Below are 21,953 nucleotides of genomic sequence, written 5' to 3' on the forward strand. Positions count from 1 at the left end.
ACCACAAAAATAAACTACTCAGAATCAAGCATAAAGCGACAAAACCCCAAATTCCACAGGATGAAATTGTTTTGCTAGTTAAAAAACATCTCGTCAACCAAAAATAAGGCCCGCTTATCTTTAGCTGGGTGCCATCCTGGAATCTTCTCTAATGGCTTCACCACTATTTTGATATATTTAACGCTTGAGGTCTTGAATTTTGTCCCAATTAATGGCAGCGTATGAGGGAAATTTTCCTTTGGAATGGCTGGTTTAAACTTGGATAATAACTTCCATTGGTTTTCTACCGTTGCTCCCCAAACTTCTACTAATTCTGGAGGGAAAATCCCTGTTTGTGTTTCCACCATGATTCTTAACTCTACAGAGGACAAGGAAATGGCTTGCTTAAACATAGAAACTAAAACCAAATCATTATTTCTTACGCCTGCCCAATTATTCGCCCAAGCAGGGCTGTTGGCATTAAATGATCCTAATCTACCATCAAAAAAAGTCTTGGCTCCAGCAGCTTGATGAACCCGATTAAGTGGAGTCAATAATACCGAACTATCTGGCCTAAAATGACCCCTATAAAAATCAAAAATGGCTTCGTCACTTCCTATCCAACCTGCTTTAAACGCCCTCGCTCGAATGGATGTATTCTGATTCAAGCGTAAATTACCTGCAAAAATAGGTGATTGGGCACTATCAGGGACACTTCCATCGGTTGTATATCGGATTTCAACTCCTTTGATAGGGTGTTCCAATTGGGCCACAATAAACTCATCAAAAATGGTCGATGGGTTTTTAACTTGTGGTGGATTCAATTTTAATGGATTGCTACCATCATCTTGAAAACCTCCTATTACCTGAATGCCTCTCAGCTGTTTTTGAAGCAATGAAATATCTTCTCGACTTAATCCTGCATCCCAAACATAAACCTTTTTTAAGCTAGATATAGATTTCAAAGCTGAAGACAATCCAGCTGCTTTTAACTTGGTTCCAGAAAGGGATAAGACCATCAATTCCTTCATTCCTGCTAATTCTTTCAAGCCAGCTTCCGTAACATCCGTAAAGTTCAAATTCAAGGTGTGCAGATGTTCAAAGACTTTCACAAATACCAAATCGGTATTTTGAACAGGCATTTTAGCTAAACTCAAGGTGACTATTTGTTCCTTAATGTCCTTCAATTCATCCAAATGCGTGGATTTGTATTGAGCTTTATTAAAGAAATTCACCGATAAAGCTGGCGAATCTTTGGCAAAGAGCATGATAGTCCTATACTCATTTGAAAGCTTTTGAATCGTTTCTTCATCTGCTTCTTGGAAGTCATAAGCCTCCACTAGCGGACCTGAAGCCGAAGCCAGTAATTTGGTCGATAAAATTCTCAACGAATCATTGGAAGCCAAATCCGCCACTTTTTTGGTAAATGAAACTTTCTCTTTTACCCACCAACTTAATAATTGCAATTCATCATCCGTAAGTTGTGGCTTCCCAATAGGAGGCATGTGTTTTTTATCATCAATTGATAAATGCGCGCGCTGAATTAATAAGCTTAATTCAGGTTTTCCTGATACAAACAAGGGACCCGTTTTTCCTCCTTTGGCTATGGATTTAGCATCGGTCAATAAAAGCTCTCCCTTAATTTTATCGGGATTATGACAAGCCACACATTTCTTTTCTAAAATGGGTTGTACTAAATCCTGAAATACTACTGCCTCCTCCAAAGGTACCGCCTGAGCTTTGATCAAAGGTTCCAATACAAAGTTTCCTCCATGTGTTAAATTTCCTCCAAAATGACCCACAAGGATCAATAAAAGAGACATGGAAATAGAAGTGCTTTTAGCCACAAGTGATTGATACCAATCCTTATTTCGAATCCAATAAATCAAAGATGCCAAGAGATAGGTGGCCACCCCTAGGTAACGATGCCAATATAAATCACCCCCTCCGTATCCCGGTTCTTTGGCTAAAAAAACACCCATGATGACCGTTAAAGCGGAGCTCAAAGCCCCCGCTAAAATTAACCATTGGGTAAACTGTAGGTAAGTTGGGTTTTCTTGAAAAGAAGTATGAAAACGGAAAAATTCCATCAACATGGCCAACAAAAGTAATACGATGGGAAAGTGTAATACAAGGGTATGTAGTCGGCCGATAGGCTGCAAAAACAAAGGTATCTGCAAGTCACTTTCAAATACCAGCAAAAAGCCTACAAAGAAAAAGGAGGCTAATAAAATCTGTTCTAAAATGCCGCTAAGCTTACTATTCATTATTATTCCCTTAACTAATGATATCTCGAACCACTTTCCCTGATACATCAGTTAAACGGAACCTTCGACCCATATGTTTATACACTAATTTTTCATGATCTAGACCTAATTGATTCAATACTGTGGCTTGGAAATCATGCACATGGACAGGGTTTTTCTGAACATTATATCCTAATTCATCCGTTTCACCATACACCATGCCTGGTTTAATGCCACCACCAGCCATCCAAATACTGAAGCAGCGAGGATGGTGATCTCGACCATAATTTTCGAGGGTCAATTTGCCCTGACTGTAACAAGTCCGCCCAAATTCTCCACCCCAAATCACTAATGTTTCATCCAATAATCCGCGTTGTTTTAGGTCGGTAATCAATGCCGCAGAGGCTTGATCGGTATCTTTTGCCTGACTTTGAATCTCAAATGGTAAATTACCATGTTGATCCCATCCCTGATGGTACAACTGCACAAACCGAACACCATTTTCAGATAGCTTTCTTGCCAATAAGCAATTGGCAGCAAATGTACCTGGAACTAAACAATCAGGGCCGTATAATTTGATGATATCATCTGACTCTTTTGATAAATCCATGACCTCTGGCACGGCAGTTTGCATGCGGTAGGCCATTTCATACTGCTTTACCTTCGCCGAAATCTCAGGATCACCAAATTCCTGATAGGACAAATCATTGAGCTCCGCCAAATGATCCAACATCTCTCTTCGCTCCTTGCGATCCATTCCTTCTGGATCTCTCAAGTATAAAACAGGATCTTCTCCTTTACTAAATTGTACTCCTTGGTGAATGGAATCTAAAAAGCCATTCGACCATAATTTGGAATATACTCCTTGTCCATTTCCGATTCCACGAGATAGCAAAACGGTAAAATCAGGCAAATTTTTATTCTCATTTCCTAAACCATAACTTAGCCATGAACCCATACTAGGGCGATTGCCTTGTTGAGAACCCGTTTGGAAAAACGTTAAAGCTGGATCGTGGTTAATCGCCTCAGTATACATGGATCGAATAATGCAAATATCATCGACGATCTTGGACGTATAAGGCATGATGTCACTTATCCATGCCCCTGATTGACCATATTGCTTGAAATTAGTAAACGATGGTGCCAAAGGAAAGCTAGCCTGATTGGCCGTCATTCCCGTTAAACGCTGTGTACCACGTACCGAAGCTGGTAGATCCAAGCCCATCATGTCACAGAGTTTCGGCTTATAATCAAAAGTCTCTAGCTGAGATGGTGCCCCATTTTGAAAAAGGTAAATAACACGTTTCGCCTTCGGTGCAAAATGTGGAATCCCTGGAGTAAAATCCGCCCCATCTTGGTCGCCACCATTCAATAAACTGGGAACCAACAAAGACCCTAAGGCTACGCTTCCTAGTCCTAAACTCATCGTCGACAAGAATCTCCTCCGATTAAAACTTAGCCCGTGCTCTAATATTTCTTTTTCTAACATCAGCTTAGGTTCTAGTAATGGTTTCCTCTAAATTATAAATGGTATTAACCACCCGCATTAATGCAGCCAATAGCTGTTTATCTATTTGATTAGGAATAGGATACTCCCCTACGGCCAATAATTTATTGGCTTGTTTCAAATTGATTTTTTTCAGCTCTTTGCTGTAATATGCAGTCAAAATACCCATTTCCTTCTCAGTAGGTTTCCGGCAAACAATCATCCGAAAAGCCTTGTTGATTTTATCTGAAACCTGATTATTTTCTTGCAATAATTTCGCTGCCAAAACCCGTGACGCCTCCAAAACGGTAGGGTCATTCATCATCACCAAAGCTTGTAAAGGAGTATTGGTTTTCAGTCTTCTTACTTCACAAACATCGCGATTACTCGCATCAAAAATGCTCATGGTTGGAGGAGGAACCGTTCTCTTAATCAGCGTATACATTCCTCTACGATATAAACTGGCGCCGTGGTCTTGCACGTACATCGACAATAATCCGCGTCCAGAAGTAGCCCCTTCCCAAAGCCCCGGAGGCTGATAAGGTTTCACACTAGGTCCACCAACCATTGGAACTAATAGTCCACTGCTCGACAAAACTACATCTCGAACAAATTCAGCATTGATTCGGGAACGGGAAGAACGAGATAAATAGGTGTTTTCAGGATCTTTGGCCAATTTCTCTGGACTCATTTTGGCCGATTGACGGTAGGTTGCCGACATCACCATTTGTTTCACCAATCGTTTGATGTTCCAGCCATGCTCCATGAAGTCAACGGCCAGCCAATCCAACAATGCTGGGTTGGTCGGTAATTCGCCTTGCATACCAAAATCTCCTGCTGTTTTTACGATTCCTTTACCAAAAAACTCTTGCCACATCTGATTCACAAATACACGGGAAGTCAGTGGATTATTTCGATCAAAAAGCCATTTGCTAAGGCCTAATCTATTTTTGGGAAGGTTTTTGGCAAATGGTAAAATAACACTAGGCATGGCAGGCAGTACCACATCTCCCGGTGCATCATAATTTCCTCTTTTTAAAATCGTGCTGACACGAGCCGTATCTAAATCACTCATGACAGACACAATCAAACGCGATGTATCTTGCTTATTGATAAACTTCAGAATTCCCTTCACGTCTTCATTGCTGATTTCCATCAAAGGCTTTTTAGCATACGTTTCAGGACCTCCAATCACCGATTCTATCCCAACTTCCTTAACATTATTGAAAAAGGCAAAGGTTTGATAATAATCCTTTTGTGTGATTGGATCATATTTATGGTCATGGCAACGGGCACATTCCATCGTCACCCCTAAAAAAGCTTTACCAAATAAATCACTGCGATCAGCTACATAACTGACCCGGTATTCTTCCTGAATTACGCCACCTTCCTCCGTAATTTTATGATTACGGTTAAAACCTGTTGCCAATAATTGTTCTTTAGCTTGAGCTGGATTAGTAGTAGGAACTAAATCGCCGGCTAGCTGCCAAGTGACAAACTGACTGTAAGGCATGTTCTTGTTAAGCGCATGAATGACCCAATCTCTCCAAGGCCATTGTGTTCTATATCCATCATCTTGGTATCCATGGGAGTCGGCATAACGGGCTAGATCCAACCAATAAACAGCCATTTTTTCGCCATAGCTAGGATTTCTCAACAGCTCATCGACCATTTTCTCGTAGGCCTTGAGCGATTTATCCGCCAGAAAACGATCCATTTGGCTCAAACTTGGTGGTAAACCATTCAAGTCTAAAGCCACGCGTTTTAAGAGTCTTTCTTTATCAGCCTCCTCGTTGGGACTTAAATCCTTCTGCTCCATTTTATGAAGCACAAAATAGTCAATCTCATTTTTTACCCACTCTTTCTGATCCACTTCAGGAAGTGCCGGTTTTTTAGGTGCCACAAAAGCCCAGTGCTTTTCATATTTAGCTCCTTGCTTAATCCATTTCTCAATGAGGTCCACTTCCCGAGCTGATAACTTCAAATGAGAGGCTTTGGGCGGCATCATTTTGGTGGTATCGTCTGTCGTGATTCGTAGAAATACTTCTGATAATTCGGGCTTTCCGGGTACTAAAGCGTAAGCATTCGGATGTTCTTTTAGTGCTTTGAACACAGTCACCGAATCATCTAAACGTAAACCTGCTTCGCGTTTGTTGGCATCTGGTCCATGACAAGCGGAACATTTGTCCGATAAGATAGGACGTATATCAAAATTATAACTGACTAATTCGGGAATGGGCTCTTCCTGAATTTGGGAAGCATTGGAGGATGAACATGAACCTACAGCCATGGCCAAACCCAATACCAAACTATACGTTAAAAGAACGTGGATTCCTTTCATTATGCTTTAATCAATAAATCTTTGACCACCTGACCTTTGCCATCTGGCGTGGTGTAAAATGGTCTTTTCTCTATTTCATACTGCGTATCAGCTTTGATACCTAAAGCATGATACATGGTTTGATGAATTCCCGCAATTTTTACTGGGTTTTCAATGGTTTTACAAGGTCTTTCATCCGCTGTTTTGCCATATACATGTCCACGTTTAATACCTCCACCAAACATCAGAATGGAACAACCATCTGTAAAGTGACGGTGCATTCCATAAAACTTCATGTCGTTCAGAATCTCCGGCTGGTTAACCTGCTCCTTCACCGTTTGGTCAGGACGACCCTCTACCATCATATCCCGACTAAACTCGGAAGCCACAATGACTAGGGTTCTATCTAAATGACCTGTTTTATCCAAATCCTTAATTAATTGAGAAACAGGGCCATCAATTTGTTTTTTCATACCTACCATACGCGTATGACCATTTTCATGGGTATCAAAACCAAAGAATGGTTCGTATTCAGTAGTTACGGAAATAAATCGAGCGCCTTGCTCCGTCAATCGACGGGCTAATAAACAACCTAATCCAAAGCGACCTGTATTGTAGATATCATAGCTTTCTTTAGGTTCCGAGCTAAGATTAAAGGCCTTGGATTCGGGTGAATTCAATAATATATAGGCCTGTTCCATGGAGCGACGAAGGGATTCTTTTTGATAATCACTTCCAAAATCTCCGAAGGGGCTTTTACTGATTAAATCATTGTATAACTTATTCCTACCCTCAAAACGCTTCATGTTCATTCCCACAGGTGGGCGCACACTATCCAATCCTTGGCTTGGATCTGGAATAAAAAATGGTCCAAATTCATTCCCCAAAAAACCTGCTGAGTGGAAGGCTTTTAACTCTTCTCCTTCCCCCACCGTAAATCGCTGACCAATATCAATGAAAGCCGGAATCACAGGATTTTTAGGACCTAATTCCTTGGCAATCCAAGCACCCATGTGAGGAGCAGCCACAGTTTGAGGAGGCTCATAACAAGTATGCCAATTGTATTGATGGCGAGTATGTAAGATATGCCCTAAGTCCGCAGCCACGTAGGAACGAATTAAAGTTCCTTTATCCATCACACTTCCGATACCCTCCAATCCTTCTGAAAAATGAATCCCGTCCAATTTTGTTGGCACCGACTTAAAAGTACTTAACACACGATTCCCTTCCATCCCTTTTTCATAGGGAGTGTAGCGTTTTGGGTCAAAAGTTTCGGTATGTGCCATGCCACCAGCCATCCATAATAAGATAACGGTATCTGCCGAAGCAGCCCTCTGGGCTATCGGGTTATTGGCACCAGCGAGTAAACTTGCCATTGGCGAGTTCATTCCCATAGCTGCCAAAGTGGCCATGCTCGTATTCTGTAAAAATTCCCTTCTGTTGTATTGCGTCTTCATATACAAAAATACACGATATTCTATTTCTAAACTTAGATAATTAATTGAAATTCAGGAAGTAAGGTTATTGCCCACACAAAGTCCTGAACTCCTTCAATACTTGGCTTTTTACCCAAATACCGAATCGCCAATTCCATCTCGCGAGAACTTGGGTTGCGTCCCAAAGCCTGACGATATAGTGCATTGACCAAGGCATCACTACTACTGTATTTGGCTACCCAAATCTTAGCCCCTGTATTTAACGTATAATTGAATTTAACTCCATTCGTTAATTCCAATGCTTGTAATAAATTGGCTTGTGAAGTTCTACTGGTAGAAACAGTCTCTCGGTTTGGTCTACCTAATGCCGTTAAAAAAGGATCATTTTTAACCAAAGCGGCCCGCGCAAAAGGAATTTCTTTCTTGATATCGGCAGGCAACATTTTGACTGCTAAAGCAGAATCTGAATATAGTGGGAAGAAGGATTGGCTTACCGCATCGGCAAATTGTTCCGCAGTTAAACGACGTTTCGTCATACCTTTAAAGACATAATTAGAAGCAGTCAACATAGAGACTTCTTTAAAACCAACCGTTGGTAATTGATAGGTTTTAGATGTCAAAATTTGGAACATCAACCGCTTCATATCCGACCCATTGTTGGCAAAATCATAGGCCAAATAATCCAATAAATCCTGACTCCAAGGTTCGTTGTCCATCACATCTACAGGCTCCACAATACCGCGGCCCATTAACTGTGCCCATACCCGATTCACCAAAGTTCGGTAAAGTCGACCGTTTTTCTTTTGAACCAAAATATCTGCCAATTGAACCAAGCGATCTGCTGTAATTGGCGTTTCTTTGATTTTACCCAATGAATTATACAATACACCACGGCCAGCCATACGGCCGGTAGGTAAATCGCATTTATGAATCTCCAAGGTTTGATCTGCAAAAACATTGGCGAAAGCATAGGCATCATCTAATTTCCAATCACTAATAAAACTATCGTGACAAGATGCACATTTTAAGTTCAAGCCTAAGAATACTTGAGCCACGTTCTGGGCGGCTTGCATCTCCGTACTTTGACTGGAATTAATCGTTCCTCTCCATTTAATCCCTTTGATAAATCCTTCCGACTCCTTGTTTGGACTGATTAATTCTTTAACAAATTGATCATAAGGTTTGTTGTTTTTCAAAGAACCATACAACCACTTTGAAATTCCGAAGCGACCGCCTGTGATATAACCTGTTCCGCTATAATCATTCCTCAGTGCATCATTCCAGAAGCTAAACCAATGCTGGGCATAAGCTGAGTTATCGCTCAATAATGATTGAACTAAAAGCTCTCTTTTGTTGGCACGTTTATCCGAAATAAAATTCTGTATTGCTTGTGGGTTAGGTAACAATCCTTGAACGTCTAAATAAACCCGACGAATGTAGGTGGCGTCATCCACAGGTTTTTTCCAAGCAATTTTATTTTTCTTGAAATATTGATCTACGAATAAATCAATGGGCTGCTGTACTTGGGAATTGGCCGAAGGAAGATTCGGTAAACGAGGCTCCAGAGCAGCTACTCGGTACAAGCTCTTCTCTGGACCTGTTGGCCAAGGAGCACCTTGCTTAATCCAAAACTCCAGCAAGGCAATGTCTTCTTTGGTTAAACGCTTACCCTTGGTAGGCATGGCATCATCATGACCTTCGGGAAGTTTAACCCGACGAATCATGTCACTTTTTTCAGGATTGCCGGCAACTAAAATAGGACCATTTTCGCCTCCTTTGAAAAGAAATTCTTTCTTATCAAGACGAAGTTTTCCTTTGGTTTTGGTGGCGTTGTGGCAGCTGTAACAATTATGGGCTAAGATAGTCCGAACTTTGATGTTCAACTCATCTACTTGATTCGTGTTTAAGATTTGTACTGCGGGACTTGCTAGGGCATTTTCCCCTTCTTGAAAGGCGGCCGGAACGGGTCCTGTAGGTAAATCATTGGAAACAGCTATATCCTTTTCCTTTTCTTCAGGTAAGGCTAAAGGACGTGTTGTATTCGGAGAATTAGGCCAAGGTGCTCCTTGTTTAATCCAGGTTTCTAATACTTCAACTTCAGCTTTCGTCAAGCGCTTGCCTTTGGTAGGCATGGCATCGTCATGACTGGCAGGTAATTTTATTCGATGAATGATATCACTTTTTTCAGGGTGTCCGATGATTAAGGCATCTCCATTCTCTCCACCTTTTAGGACATATTTCAATTCGTCTAAACGAAGTTTCCCCTTTACTTTTTTGGCACCATGGCAATTGGTACAATGTTTGGTCAAAATACTTCTAGCTTCAATAGCCAGAGCTTCTTTTTGGTCTACATTGATATCACCTTGCAATTTTTTAACATCAATTTTGGGCGCCACAGCAATGGAGTCCTTCGTCATTTCAGGGTTCAAAGCAGAGCTTAAATAATCATCGCCATGAGTCAGCATAGCTCCATAATGACCCGCAAAAGATACTCCAAAAACAGAGAGTATTAATAAGGCTCGATAGGATTTAGTTTCATCCGCTTTAAAGGCAAGCAAAGCCAAAGCAGCTAAAACCAAGGTAGCTATTCCAGACCATTGGTGCCATACTACAGTGCTACCTGCATAATCATCTTGATTGGAAAGAATCAAACCAAATGCTACGGCCAATAAGGCAGAGATACTAACTACCCATAGCATCAAATGAATAGCCGGTTTATATTGTTGGGAAGACTGCCTCCAGGAAATTACTTCCAGTAGGAATACTACCCATAATAAGCTTAGGGGAAAGTGGACAATTAAAGGGTGTAATCGACCGAAAAAGGTTATAAGTTCAGTACTAGTTTGCACAGAAATGAGTGTTATAATAGGTTTATCTCTTTGTATTACCGAGGCACGGAGAGCAAGTCCGTGCACTCGGCAATTTTACAAAGATTAATCTAAATAAAAAATCCCTTAGTTATACCCTGGGTTCTGGGTTAATTTACTGTTAATCAAAATCTGCGGAGCAGGAATTGGTAAATAATATTCGAAATCAGAATACACATAATCCAACGCATTGAAGGCAATACCTCCACGTTGAACGGTAGGATTAGCTTTTTCTCTAGCACCATGCGCATTCATGTAGGTGGTCAATTCAGATGGAGTCATAGTTCTTTGTAAATCAAACCAACGGTGATTTTCAAAGGCTAATTCCACGCGACGCTCTTGCATGATAGCTGCACGTAATCCTTCTTTGGATAAACCAGCCAACTCAGCTAAGCCTGCTCTTTTACGAACTGCATTCACATAGCCTAAGGCTTCCGCTGTAGGACCCGCTGATTCATTGATGGATTCTGCTAACATCAATAAGGCATCTGAATAACGCAATACTGGCCAGTTATTATCCGAACGACCAGAGATCGTATGAGGATATTGGTATTTAGCTACAAAAGGAATACCCACAAAATTACCATTCAAAGTATAACCTGTTTTCAAAGAAATATCCTTACGTAAATCTCCTGCCTCATAGGCATTAATCATATCACGAGTTGGAATATTTCTACCACTTGGCGTGGTGTTAGCATAACCTGTTACTGCTCCTTGAGATAAACGAGGTGCAAAAACATACACAAAGTTACTTTGCTCCCCTAAGTCGTTACCACCTTGGTATTGAACCTCAAAAATCGATTCTGGTCCATTTTTCCTTGCTGGATCAAAGTTGTCTTTGTAATTCGCATTCAACGAATACCCTAGACTTAATATATCCTTTAAGGTAGTAGCTGCTGCTGCGTAATTCTTTCTAGTTAAATATACTTTACCTAATAAAGCTACGGCCGCACCTTTGGTTACTTTACCTCTTCCAGAAGCTGGATAAGATGCAGGTAATAACTTAACCGCATCAGCTAAATCCGTTTCGATTTGCTTGTAAACCTCCGCTTGAGGTGAACGAACCAAAGCAAAAGACTCATTTGGATTCGACAAAGTCTTAGTGGCTAATACCACATCTCCGAAATAACGTGTCAAATTGAAATAATGGTAAGCCCGAATAAATTTCAATTGTCCTTCTATGGCCGCCTTAGCTGTGGCATCAATAGTGGAAGCCGCTAATTTTTCCAAGGCATAATTGATGTTGTACATCGTGGCATAATGGTTATTCCAAAGTGCATTTATTTCGCCATTTCCCTGATTTACGGTAGAGAATTCAAATGCCTCCCAACCTGCTGCACCTCCACGATCCAATGGATTAAAGTCTAGGGTTGTGTTATCGGACATAAATTCCTGTTGAATATATGCCGAGCTCGTAATAGTCTGCAATTGGCCATATATTCCATTCAAAGCTTGATTGAATTGAGTTTCGTTTTGATAAAACAAATCTCGACCAATCCTCGTAGGGTCTGTTGTCTTCAAAAAGTCTTCTTGACAAGAGAACTGGATGAAGCAAAAGGATAATAATATTGAAGCTGTTATTTTTTTCATTTTGGTAGAATTAGAAGTTTAATTTAACACCAAGAGCCACTGTTCTAGGAACTGGATATGACTCATCGTCATTGTTCAATTCCGTACCACCTCTAACACCTGCATCTGGGTTATTTCCTGGGTAATTAGTGAATAAGAATAAGTTATTCGCAGTAAAGAATACTCTAGACTCGCTGAATATATTACTCATTTTAGGAAGTTTATATCCTAAAGTCACGGCCTTTAACCAAACATAACTTCCGTCATATACATAACGCTCACTACTTTCACGTGACCATTTGAAATAACTTGTTCCTCCTTGTGAGTTTTTATCATTTGGATTCGTTCCTTGATTAGTGGCTGATCTCCAGCGATCTTTAGCTTTATCTAACACGTTAAATACACCGTCCATGTTCATGGTAGATGCTTCAATATTACGGTAGATATCAAAATCCTGCGCACCTACAAACAATACGTTCAAATCCCACTGGCGATAATCCGCTGCCATGGTCCATGCCCAAGTAAAGGCAGGGTTTGGATTTCCAATCTCTGTCATGTCTTGGGTATCATACGAAATAACACCATCCCCGTTCATGTCTTTGAACTTCATACCTCCAGGAATAACACCGTCTTGCTTAGCCCAAGCATCAATTTCAGCTTGTGTATTGAAAATACCTTCTTTTCTGTAACCGTAAATCATACCGATAGGACGACCCACTTTCATGACATTGTAACCTCCATAAAAGCTACCATACCAAAGTATATCATTGGCTCCTTTGATAGCCAATATTTTACTTTCATTCATGGTTAGGTTCATATTCGTTCTGAAATTTACAGGACCAAAGCTGGTACGATAATCCGCACTTAATTCAATACCTGTATTTTGAACTTGACCAATGTTATCCAAACTGGTGGTAAAACCAGAAACTGCTGGAATTGAAACTGGTAATAACATGTCGTTGGTTACCTTTTTATAATATTCAAAGGTGAAAGTCAACTTATTATTGAAAGTCGCTAAATCCAAACCAATATCAAGCTGATCTGACTTTTCCCATTTCAATGATGAGTTGGCGAAATTACTGATCACTTTACCTGGAGCGAAGCTGTTTCCTAAAATGTAATTGTTGGCTCCTACGAATGCTAAACTTGGATAGTTACCAATGTTATTGTTACCTGTAACACCCCAGCTAGCGCGAAGTTTCATGTCATTGATAAAGCTAAGGTCCTTCATGAATGGCTCTTCAGAAACTCTCCAACCTACTGAAGCCGCTGGGAAATCTCCAAATTTATTGTTTTCTCCAAATCGAGAACTTCCCTCTCTACGGAAAGATGCCGAGAACAAATACTTATCTTTCAACGCGTAGTTGACACGAGCAAAATAAGCCATTAATGACCAACTGTATTCATAGGAATTGGATGAGCGAATCGAACCTGCTCCTAAATAAGGCACTAAATCATCTGGAAAGGTATTGGCCGATCCATCTATTCCATACACTTGCTCTTTCTGAGAAGTAAAACCTAGCATCGCATCCAATTTATGCTCTTCGCCTAATTTTGGAGAATAGGTTAGTAATTCATCAAAAGATACGTTTTGTAATTGCTCTGAAATATCACGAGCTGTCGCGATTCTTGGAGGCGCTCCGGCTGTACCTGAAGCAACTGATGCTCCAATAGTCGAAGGCACATACTCTTTAAAACGGTTGAAATTCATTTTTCCATTGACGGAAGATCTAAATTTCAAACCATCCATGATGGTGAACTCCGCAAATGCATTGGCTAACACATCCGAAATATTTCTTTTACGAATAACATTTTGCAATAAAAACACCGGGTTAGGAAAACCAAATGCTCCATCAACACCACCGATATAAGGGCGCATCGATCCGTCAGCATTGTATATCGGCTCACGTGGATCCATTAATAAAGCTCCACCCACCAAGGCACTACGTCCATCTGTATTAGCTACATTCTGACGGGTCAAACTACCATTAACATTTAAACCTACTGTTAAAAACTTGTTTACCTGGCCACCATTGTTTGAACGAATCGAGATACGATCATAATCTGTATTCATGATGGTACCATCTTCTTTGTAGTAACCCACAGAAAACATTGATTTGATTGGACCTTTACCTGAACTAATGGTCAGGTTAGCATCTTGGTATGCTGAATTCTTATTCAGGATAGCACCGAACCAATCGGTAGAATATTTAGTCTGCTCAGGAAAACGATATCCAATAGGTACCTCTTCTATACTAGGCTCTCTTTTTTGCAAAATTCGTATGGCATCCATGAAGATGTCTTTCTTAAATTGAGCAAACTCCTGACCATTCAACATTTTTACACGACGAGAATCAGGAATACTGTTTACCCCATAATCCAATGAAAAGTTAACATTCACTTTGCCTTCTTGTGCATTTTTTGTTGTGATTAAAACCACCCCATTTGATCCTCTTGCTCCATAAATTGCGGTAGAAGCCGCATCTTTCAAAACAGAAATACTTTCAATATCATTAGGATTGAAGTTGGTTCCTACGTTTGTTCCAACAGGAAATCCGTCGATTACATACAATGGATCACTACCAGCTCCTAATGAACCTATACCACGGACACGTACTTCAAAAGCACCACCCGGTGTTCCTGCTTTTTGTTTCACCACTACCCCAGAGGCTCGGCCCTGTAATAATTGGTTCATGTTACTTGCAGGCTGTTCCCCGATATCCTTCATGCCAATTACCGAAACGGCGGAAGTAATATCTTGTTTTCTTTGAGAACCGTATCCTACGACCACCACTTCAGTCAATTCTTTTTGATTTTCTTCCAATAGGACGTCGATTACCGTACGACCTTGTACAGATTCCGACTTAGGTAATAATCCTACAGATGAAAAATTTAGAATCGCATTTTTGGAGGATACCCGAATGGAATACTCTCCGCTTGCGTTGGTTACTGCACCGTTATTCGTTCCTTTCTCTAACACCGAAGTGCCGGGAACGCCTACTCCACCGGTTGTGCTTACCTTACCTCGGACTTGCACACTTTGAGCAAGTCCTTGGTAAACCAGGAGCATACAAAAAATTAGTAATGATAGTTTTTTCATAATAAGAGGTTTGAGTTTGGTTGTAAATGGGTTGTATAATGTTAGCTTTTCAAATAGTACTATTTATAGAATCAATACTATTATTACACCCAACTAACTCAATTGAGTAAAGTCAACCGTCCTTAACTATCCTTATTAAAATTATTTATAAACTATTGTATCTTTTTGATAATCAGGCAAAAGCGAATAAATGATGATTATACGGTTAGCGATCAAAGAATACTCAAAAAGAAATAGTCCAATTTTTTCAAAATAAAATGAAATAACTGATTTAGACCTAGAAAATAGGTTGCTATTATGACCCAACGCATATTAGAAAAAATAGCATCTATTCAAGATTCAAAACTGAGATATATAAAATATTTCTACCTTTGATCATTAATTTATATGTATGATCTACCATTCTGTTTTTCTTCAATTCAAGGCCAATATACACCAGGAGCAAAAAGATGTTTTCTTTTCAGAGGCTAAAAAATTAGCTCATATTCCAGGAGTCCAATCCTTTCAATGTCTTCAAGAGATAAGTCCTAAAAATTCATTTGAATATGGATTAATCATGCAGTTCGAAACCGAACAGATCTATGAAGCATATACCCAGCACCCTGACCATGTTCATTTTGTAGAGAACGTATGGATACCATCGGTAGCTAATTTTCAGGAAATAGATTACACCATCATTCCTTAAAACACATGTCAGAAAATCCAGCCCTTCTCAACATCAAAAAACACATTCACTTGAGTGAGGCTGATTGCGATTTAATTGAACATACTTGGAGAAGGGTCAAACTCGCTAAAAAAGAATTTCTATTTGAACGCGGGGAAGTGACTAAAGATGCAGCATTGATCATTTCTGGTTGCCTAAGATCCTTTTCATTGGATGAAAATGGATTTGAACATATCATGCAATTTGCCCCGTCGAATTGGTGGATAACCGACATGTACAGTTTTATTTCCCAAAAACCTGGTGATCTCAGTGTTCAGGCCATCATGGATTCCGAAGTAGTTTTACTCAGCAGGAAAGATCAATTAATGCTTTTTGACCAAATACCGGCTTTGGAAAGATATTTTCGGATTTTGACAGAAAATTCCCTGGTAGCATATCGACAAAGGCTGATAGACAATCTGAGCTTAAGTGCCAAGCAGCGTTATGCCAATTTTTGCCAAACCTTTCCTACGCTAATCAATGATATCCCTCAAAAGCTAATTGCGGCCTACATTGGAGTTACTCCGGAGTTTCTTAGCAAAATGCGCAGCGAGTATTTACGAAACTTGTAAATCTAATAGGGAACCTTCCACTATTTTCTAACCTGATTTTCCTTCATTTCACCCTGCGTCCCTTTCCTTTCTATCTAAGAAAAATTCTATTTCTATCGTAAATCATGGTAGAGAATATGGCCATTTCAAGTGAAAGAAGAATAATGCAAACCTGATAATTCTCATATATTTGACTGAGTCAACTCATTGGGAAAATCAAAAATCATAATCTAAAAAGCTATTTTTGAATAATTTGGCCCCCAGAAAACGGTCTTTTTTGATGGTAAATATCAAACCGACACTTTTTTTATAAAATGAAAGAGAGTAGGCAAATTCGTATAAACATATTCCAACAAATTAAAATTTGTGCTAGATTTTAAATACAAATCAAAAATAAATATCTTCAAATTTCAAGAAAAAAATTGCCCAAATAGCTCAAAATCAGACATAATCACGTGGCTCATTCCAGCAATTGTTCTCTTTTTAAAATAACAAGCTTACTTAAGAGCACATAAAGTCTACCGTTCCGACCTAGTAGATACAGTTTATCATTTTTATGATACTATATTTGCACACTTGAGAAAATAGAGGGCAAAATCTCCTAACGTATCTTTCAACTGGGTTACCTAAATTGTTGGGGCTTTGAAAAATACAAAACTGCGAAAAGCCTGATATACAAACACCAAAAAGTGCAATTTCTCAACGTGTTTCTAAATTATAATCAATATCCGTCTTATTAAAGACGACAAGGTTCATCTCTTAACCATGGAATACAAATTCTGTGAAGGAACCTAGTCCGATTTAATCCTCCACGTGTGATTATAATATAAAAAATCTGAAAGGGTTTTGTCATTGAGCATTTGTTGCTCCATGAATTTTCCGATAAAAGAGTGCTCTGTGTTATTAAAATTTATATTCGATGAAAAACAATTTTACTAAGTATTCCTATCTCTATGTTCTAAATGTGCTATTGTTATTGGCAACTACGATTCAATCGTTAGCTGCCAATAAGCAGGTAGCTGATGTTGGTTTCAATGTATCGCTTGAAAGTAGCTCATACAACAGCACCACGAACAAATCCACTTTCTTGTACAAGATTACTCAGAAGGAAGGGCAGCAAACTGGCTTAAGCCATTTTGTCATTCAAAACTTTTGTCTACCAACCGGTTCTGGTATTAAAGGGGAAAATTCCCCTAATGGAACCAATGAGTGGGAGACGATCTCTGCCGACAAAATGAACACGACAGATGGTAGTACTACGGAATGTCAAACCGGATTTGGATCCCTGCTGAAATTCAATTACAATGGCGGTGGAACTACCAATTATTATCGTTTAACCTTGAATGGTCATTTTTTACCTACTGACGGATTTAGTATTCTACGTTGGGGAGGAAAAGCAGGAACCGTTACTTGTGGACAAGTTGCAATACAGGTTCCTACACCAGTAGAAACAAATGAAACAGTTTATGTTTGTAAGAACTCATCTGCTACCATTTCTTCTGAAGGTGGCAATGGCCATAAATGGTATCTTAATGGAAACAAATTCCAAGAAAACACTTCTAGCATTTCTGTTTCTACAGCTGGAGAATACAAAGTCATTTACAACACGGACAATTGTAGAAAAATAGAAATTTATAACCTACAAGTTAAAGACATTCCAACTCTAAACGTTTCTAATATTGCCATTTGTCCTAGCTCTAGCGGTACGCTAACAGTCAGTGGAGCTAACACCTATTCTTGGTCGAATTCAGCTACGGGTGCCAGTATCACTGTTTCTCCAAGTTCAACAACTACCTATACTGTAACAGGTACAGGTGCCAATGGATGTAGTAATTCAGCAACAGCTTCTGTGACAGTCAATACATTACCAACAGTAGTGGTGAATGACGCTACCATTTGTGTAGGAGCTTCCGCAACTTTAACCGCATCTGGAGCATCTACTTATACATGGTCTAACTCCGCAACAGGAGCCAGCATTACCGTTTCACCTACCACTACTACAAGCTATACGGTTACTGGAACAGATGCAAATGGTTGTACTGCAACTGCAACTGCACTAGTAACCGTAAATGCTCTTCCTAGTGTTACCGCCACTCAAAGTCAAACTGTTTGTGCAGGAACTAAAGTAACCTTATCTGGTTCAGGTGCTTCTACTTATGCTTGGGATAATGGCATCACGGATGGCGTTGAATTCACAGCTACTGAAACCAAAACCTACACAGTTACAGGTACTGCTGCCAATGGATGTACCAGCACAGCGACTACAACTGTTACGGTCAACCAATTACCTAGTGTTACTGCCACTCAGAGTCAAACTGTTTGTGCAGGAACTAAAGTCACCTTATCGGGTTCAGGTGCTGCTACCTATGCTTGGGATAATGGTATCACGGATGGCGTTGAATTTACAGCTACTGAAACCAAAACCTACACCGTTACAGGTACTGCTGCCAATGGATGTACCAGCACAGCGACTACAACTGTGACGGTCAAACAATTACCTAGTGTAACTGCCACTCAAAGTCAAACCGTTTGTGCAGGAACTAAAGTAACCTTATCTGGTTCAGGTGCTGCTACCTATGCTTGGGATAATGGCATCACTGATGGCGTTGAATTTACAGCTACTGAAACCAAAACCTACACCGTTACAGGTACTGCTGCTAATGGATGTACCAGCACAGCGACTACAACTGTTACGGTCAACCAATTACCTAGTGTAACGGCTACTCAAAGTCAAACTGTTTGTGCAGGAACTAAAGTAACCTTATCTGGTTCAGGTGCTTCTACTTATGCTTGGGATAATGGCATCACGGATGGCGTTGAATTCACAGCTACTGAAACCAAAACCTACACAGTTACAGGTACTGCTGCCAATGGATGTACTAGCACAGCGACTACAACTGTTACGGTCAATCAATTACCAAGTGTTACTGCCACTCAAAGCCAAACTGTTTGTGCAGGAACTAAAGTCACCTTATCGGGTTCAGGTGCTTCTACCTATACTTGGGACAATGGTATCACGGATGGCGTTGAATTCACGGCTACTGAAACTAAAACTTATACTGTTACAGGTACTGCTGCTAATGGATGTACTAGCACAGCGACTACAACTGTTACGGTCAATCAATTACCAAGTGTTACTGCCACTCAAAGCCAAACTGTTTGTGCAGGAACTAAAGTAACCTTATCTGGTTCGGGTGCTTCTACTTACGCTTGGGATAATGGTATCACGGATGGCGTTGAATTCACAGCTACTGAAACTAAAACCTACACCGTTACAGGTACTGCTGCTAATGGATGTACCAGCACAGCGACTACAACTGTGACGGTCAACCAATTACCTAGTGTAACGGCTACTCAAAGTCAAACCGTTTGTGCAGGAACTAAAGTAACTTTTTCTGGTTCGGGTGCTTCTACTTACGCTTGGGATAATGGTATCACTGATGGCGTTGAATTTACAGCTACTGAAACCAAAACCTACACCGTTACAGGTACTGCTGCCAATGGATGTACTAGCACAGCGACTACAACTGTTACGGTCAATCAATTACCAAGTGTTACTGCCACTCAAAGCCAAACTGTTTGTGCAGGAACTAAAGTAACCTTATCTGGTTCGGGTGCTTCCACTTATGCTTGGGATAATGGTATCACGGATGGCGTTGAATTCACAGCTACCGAAACTAAAACCTACACAGTAACAGGTACCGCTGCTAATGGATGTACCAGCACAGCGACTACAACCGTTACGGTCAACCAATTACCTAGTGTTACTGCCACTCAAAGTCAAACTGTCTGTGCAGGAACTAAAGTAACCTTATCTGGTTCAGGTGCTTCTACTTATGCTTGGGATAATGGCATCACGGATGGCGTTGAATTCACAGCTACTGAAACCAAAACCTATACCGTTACAGGTACTGCTGCCAATGGATGTACTAGCACAGCGACTACAATTGTTACGGTCAATCAATTACCAAGTGTTACTGCCACTCAAAGTCAAACTGTTTGTGCAGGAACTAAAGTAACCTTATCTGGTTCAGGTGCTGCTACCTACGCTTGGGATAATGGTATCACTAATGGAACAGAATTCACAGCTACTGAAACTAAAACTTATACCGTTACAGGTACTGCTGCTAATGGATGTACCAGCACAGCGACTACAACCGTTTCTGTCAATAACCCTCCGACTGTTTCTGTAAATAGTACGACAATTTGTGCTGGAGGTTCCACAACCTTAACAGCCAGTGGTGCAACTACCTATTCTTGGTCAAACTCATCTACGGGTTCAAGTATTACGGTTTCACCGGGTTCTACTACTACCTATACTGTAACTGGAACATCCAATGGTTGTACTGGTACGGCCGTAGCTACAGTAACGGTTAATCCAGTCCCTTCTGTGTCTGTCTCTAGATCTTCATTCACCGTTTGTACCAATAACAGCATCTCCTTAAGTTTAGCGGGAGCATCTCCTGCCAATGGCACCTGGTCTGTAATTAGTGGTGGTGGAAGTATCAACGGAGGTAATTATATTGCTGGAGGTTCTTCCGAAAACGTGACATTACGTTACGAGTATTCGAATGGATCTTGCAGCAATTCAACTACCATCACCATCAACGTATCGAATTGCCAAGTTCTTTGTACTTACACACAAGGATACTATGGAAATACAGGTGGTATGAGTTGTAATGGTATTGATCCAGAAACGGGAAATTCATTAGGACAGAGCACAACATTAGAACGTTTAAAATCGGCGTTCAATAATGCAGGCGTTTCAGATGTTACTTTCGGAGATCGTTCAAAAGGCAAGTTCTTCGTCTTCCGTGCTAGTGATGTAGCGAGCACTTCAAGCAATATCTTTAAAATGCTTCCAGGTGGAGGTACCCCTACCAGCTTAAATACCAATGCCAATGGTTGGACATCCACTGCATCTAGCGATTCGAAAAGCCCGGTAAACAACAAAGGTAAAATCGTCAACAATTTATTATCTCAAACGATCACCCTTTGGCTGAATATCCAAACATCTTCTAGATTAGGATCATGGACTTTACCAAAATCATTCAAAACGGTGAAACCAGATTGCGGTACTACCAAAATTGATGGTTTAAGTGCTTCTACCACAACAGTAACTCCTAGTTTGGTTGGATATAGCGTAAACGACTTATTGAAATTAGCTAATAGAGCCCTAGGTGGATCATTAGGTGGAAGTGACCCTTCATTAAGCGACATTTTCAACACGGTTGATCAAATAAATAATGCTTTTGATCAATGCCGCTATTTGGTAAGTCAAGAGGCTCCAAGTACATACAAAACGGCTTCTACTTCTGATGAAACCATGTTCCGTACTGAAACAGAGAATAAGGATGTGATTTCAACTGTAGTTGCTTATCCAAATCCATTTGTAAATAAAGTATCGTTCTTAATTAAAGCCAAATTAAATGGACGTGCTACCTTAGGTTTGTATAACCTATCTGGACTTAAAGTTGCGGATTTATTTGATGGAGAGATGTCAGAAAATCAAGAACAACAAGTGGAATATACTGTTCCAAGTGGTTCTGGATTACAAACTTACATCTACCTGTTCCAACAGTCAGGACAAATTATCCGCGGTAAGGTTGTAGGAGAATAATAATCAACATGCTAATGATTAACAAAGCCCGTTCAATTGAACGGGCTTTGTATTTATAGGGATTTCACCGCTTTTG

10 protein-coding genes are annotated in these 21,953 nt (G+C 40.2%); 3 read left to right on the forward strand and 7 right to left on the reverse strand.

Annotated elements, in window-relative coordinates:
* Positions 1–74: 74 nt before the first annotated feature.
* The 7 genes from G9H60_RS07415 to G9H60_RS07445 are packed head-to-tail and all read right to left on the reverse strand — an operon-like array spanning position 75 to position 15,003.
* Positions 75–2,246 (reverse strand): c-type cytochrome domain-containing protein, encoded by a 2,172-nt coding sequence (locus G9H60_RS07415; protein WP_223143421.1) that lies wholly within the window; start codon positions 2,244–2,246, stop codon positions 75–77.
* A gap of 10 nt (positions 2,247–2,256) precedes the next feature.
* A complete protein-coding gene (locus tag G9H60_RS07420; protein ID WP_223143422.1) occupies positions 2,257–3,714 on the reverse strand; it encodes a DUF1501 domain-containing protein in 1,458 nt (485 codons plus the stop codon).
* 4 nt (positions 3,715–3,718) lie between these two features.
* Complete coding sequence (locus tag G9H60_RS07425; RefSeq protein WP_223143423.1) at positions 3,719–6,052, reverse strand: PSD1 and planctomycete cytochrome C domain-containing protein; 2,334 nt, start codon at positions 6,050–6,052, stop codon at positions 3,719–3,721.
* Positions 6,052–7,488 (reverse strand): DUF1501 domain-containing protein, encoded by a 1,437-nt coding sequence (locus tag G9H60_RS07430; RefSeq protein ID WP_223143424.1) that lies wholly within the window; start codon positions 7,486–7,488, stop codon positions 6,052–6,054. The genes G9H60_RS07425 and G9H60_RS07430 overlap by 1 nt, the downstream gene beginning before the upstream one ends.
* A gap of 32 nt (positions 7,489–7,520) precedes the next feature.
* Positions 7,521–10,382 (reverse strand): PSD1 and planctomycete cytochrome C domain-containing protein, encoded by a 2,862-nt coding sequence (locus G9H60_RS07435; protein WP_317197227.1) that lies wholly within the window; start codon positions 10,380–10,382, stop codon positions 7,521–7,523.
* Positions 10,383–10,421: 39 nt separating this feature from the next.
* Positions 10,422–11,924, reverse strand: a complete 1,503-nt coding sequence (locus G9H60_RS07440; RefSeq protein ID WP_223143426.1) for a RagB/SusD family nutrient uptake outer membrane protein — start codon at positions 11,922–11,924, stop codon at positions 10,422–10,424.
* A 10-nt stretch (positions 11,925–11,934) separates the two neighbouring features.
* A complete protein-coding gene (locus tag G9H60_RS07445; protein WP_223143427.1) occupies positions 11,935–15,003 on the reverse strand; it encodes a SusC/RagA family TonB-linked outer membrane protein in 3,069 nt (1,022 codons plus the stop codon).
* A gap of 391 nt (positions 15,004–15,394) precedes the next feature.
* Here G9H60_RS07445 and G9H60_RS07450 point away from each other — a divergent pair, with 391 nt between their 5' ends.
* From G9H60_RS07450 to G9H60_RS07460, 3 genes are all read left to right on the forward strand, one after another.
* Positions 15,395–15,688 carry a Dabb family protein gene (locus G9H60_RS07450; protein WP_223143428.1) on the forward strand — a complete coding sequence of 98 codons (294 nt, stop codon included), beginning with the start codon at positions 15,395–15,397 and terminating at the stop codon, positions 15,686–15,688.
* Between the two features lie 5 nt (positions 15,689–15,693).
* Positions 15,694–16,278 carry a Crp/Fnr family transcriptional regulator gene (locus tag G9H60_RS07455; protein ID WP_223143429.1) on the forward strand — a complete coding sequence of 195 codons (585 nt, stop codon included), beginning with the start codon at positions 15,694–15,696 and terminating at the stop codon, positions 16,276–16,278.
* 898 nt (positions 16,279–17,176) lie between these two features.
* Complete coding sequence (locus G9H60_RS07460; RefSeq protein ID WP_223143430.1) at positions 17,177–21,877, forward strand: hypothetical protein; 4,701 nt, start codon at positions 17,177–17,179, stop codon at positions 21,875–21,877.
* The last annotated feature ends 76 nt before the right edge of the window (positions 21,878–21,953 follow it).

The sequence above is a fragment of the Aquirufa aurantiipilula genome (assembly GCF_019923745.1).
Taxonomy (GTDB): Bacteria; Bacteroidota; Bacteroidia; order Cytophagales; family Spirosomataceae; genus Aquirufa; species Aquirufa aurantiipilula.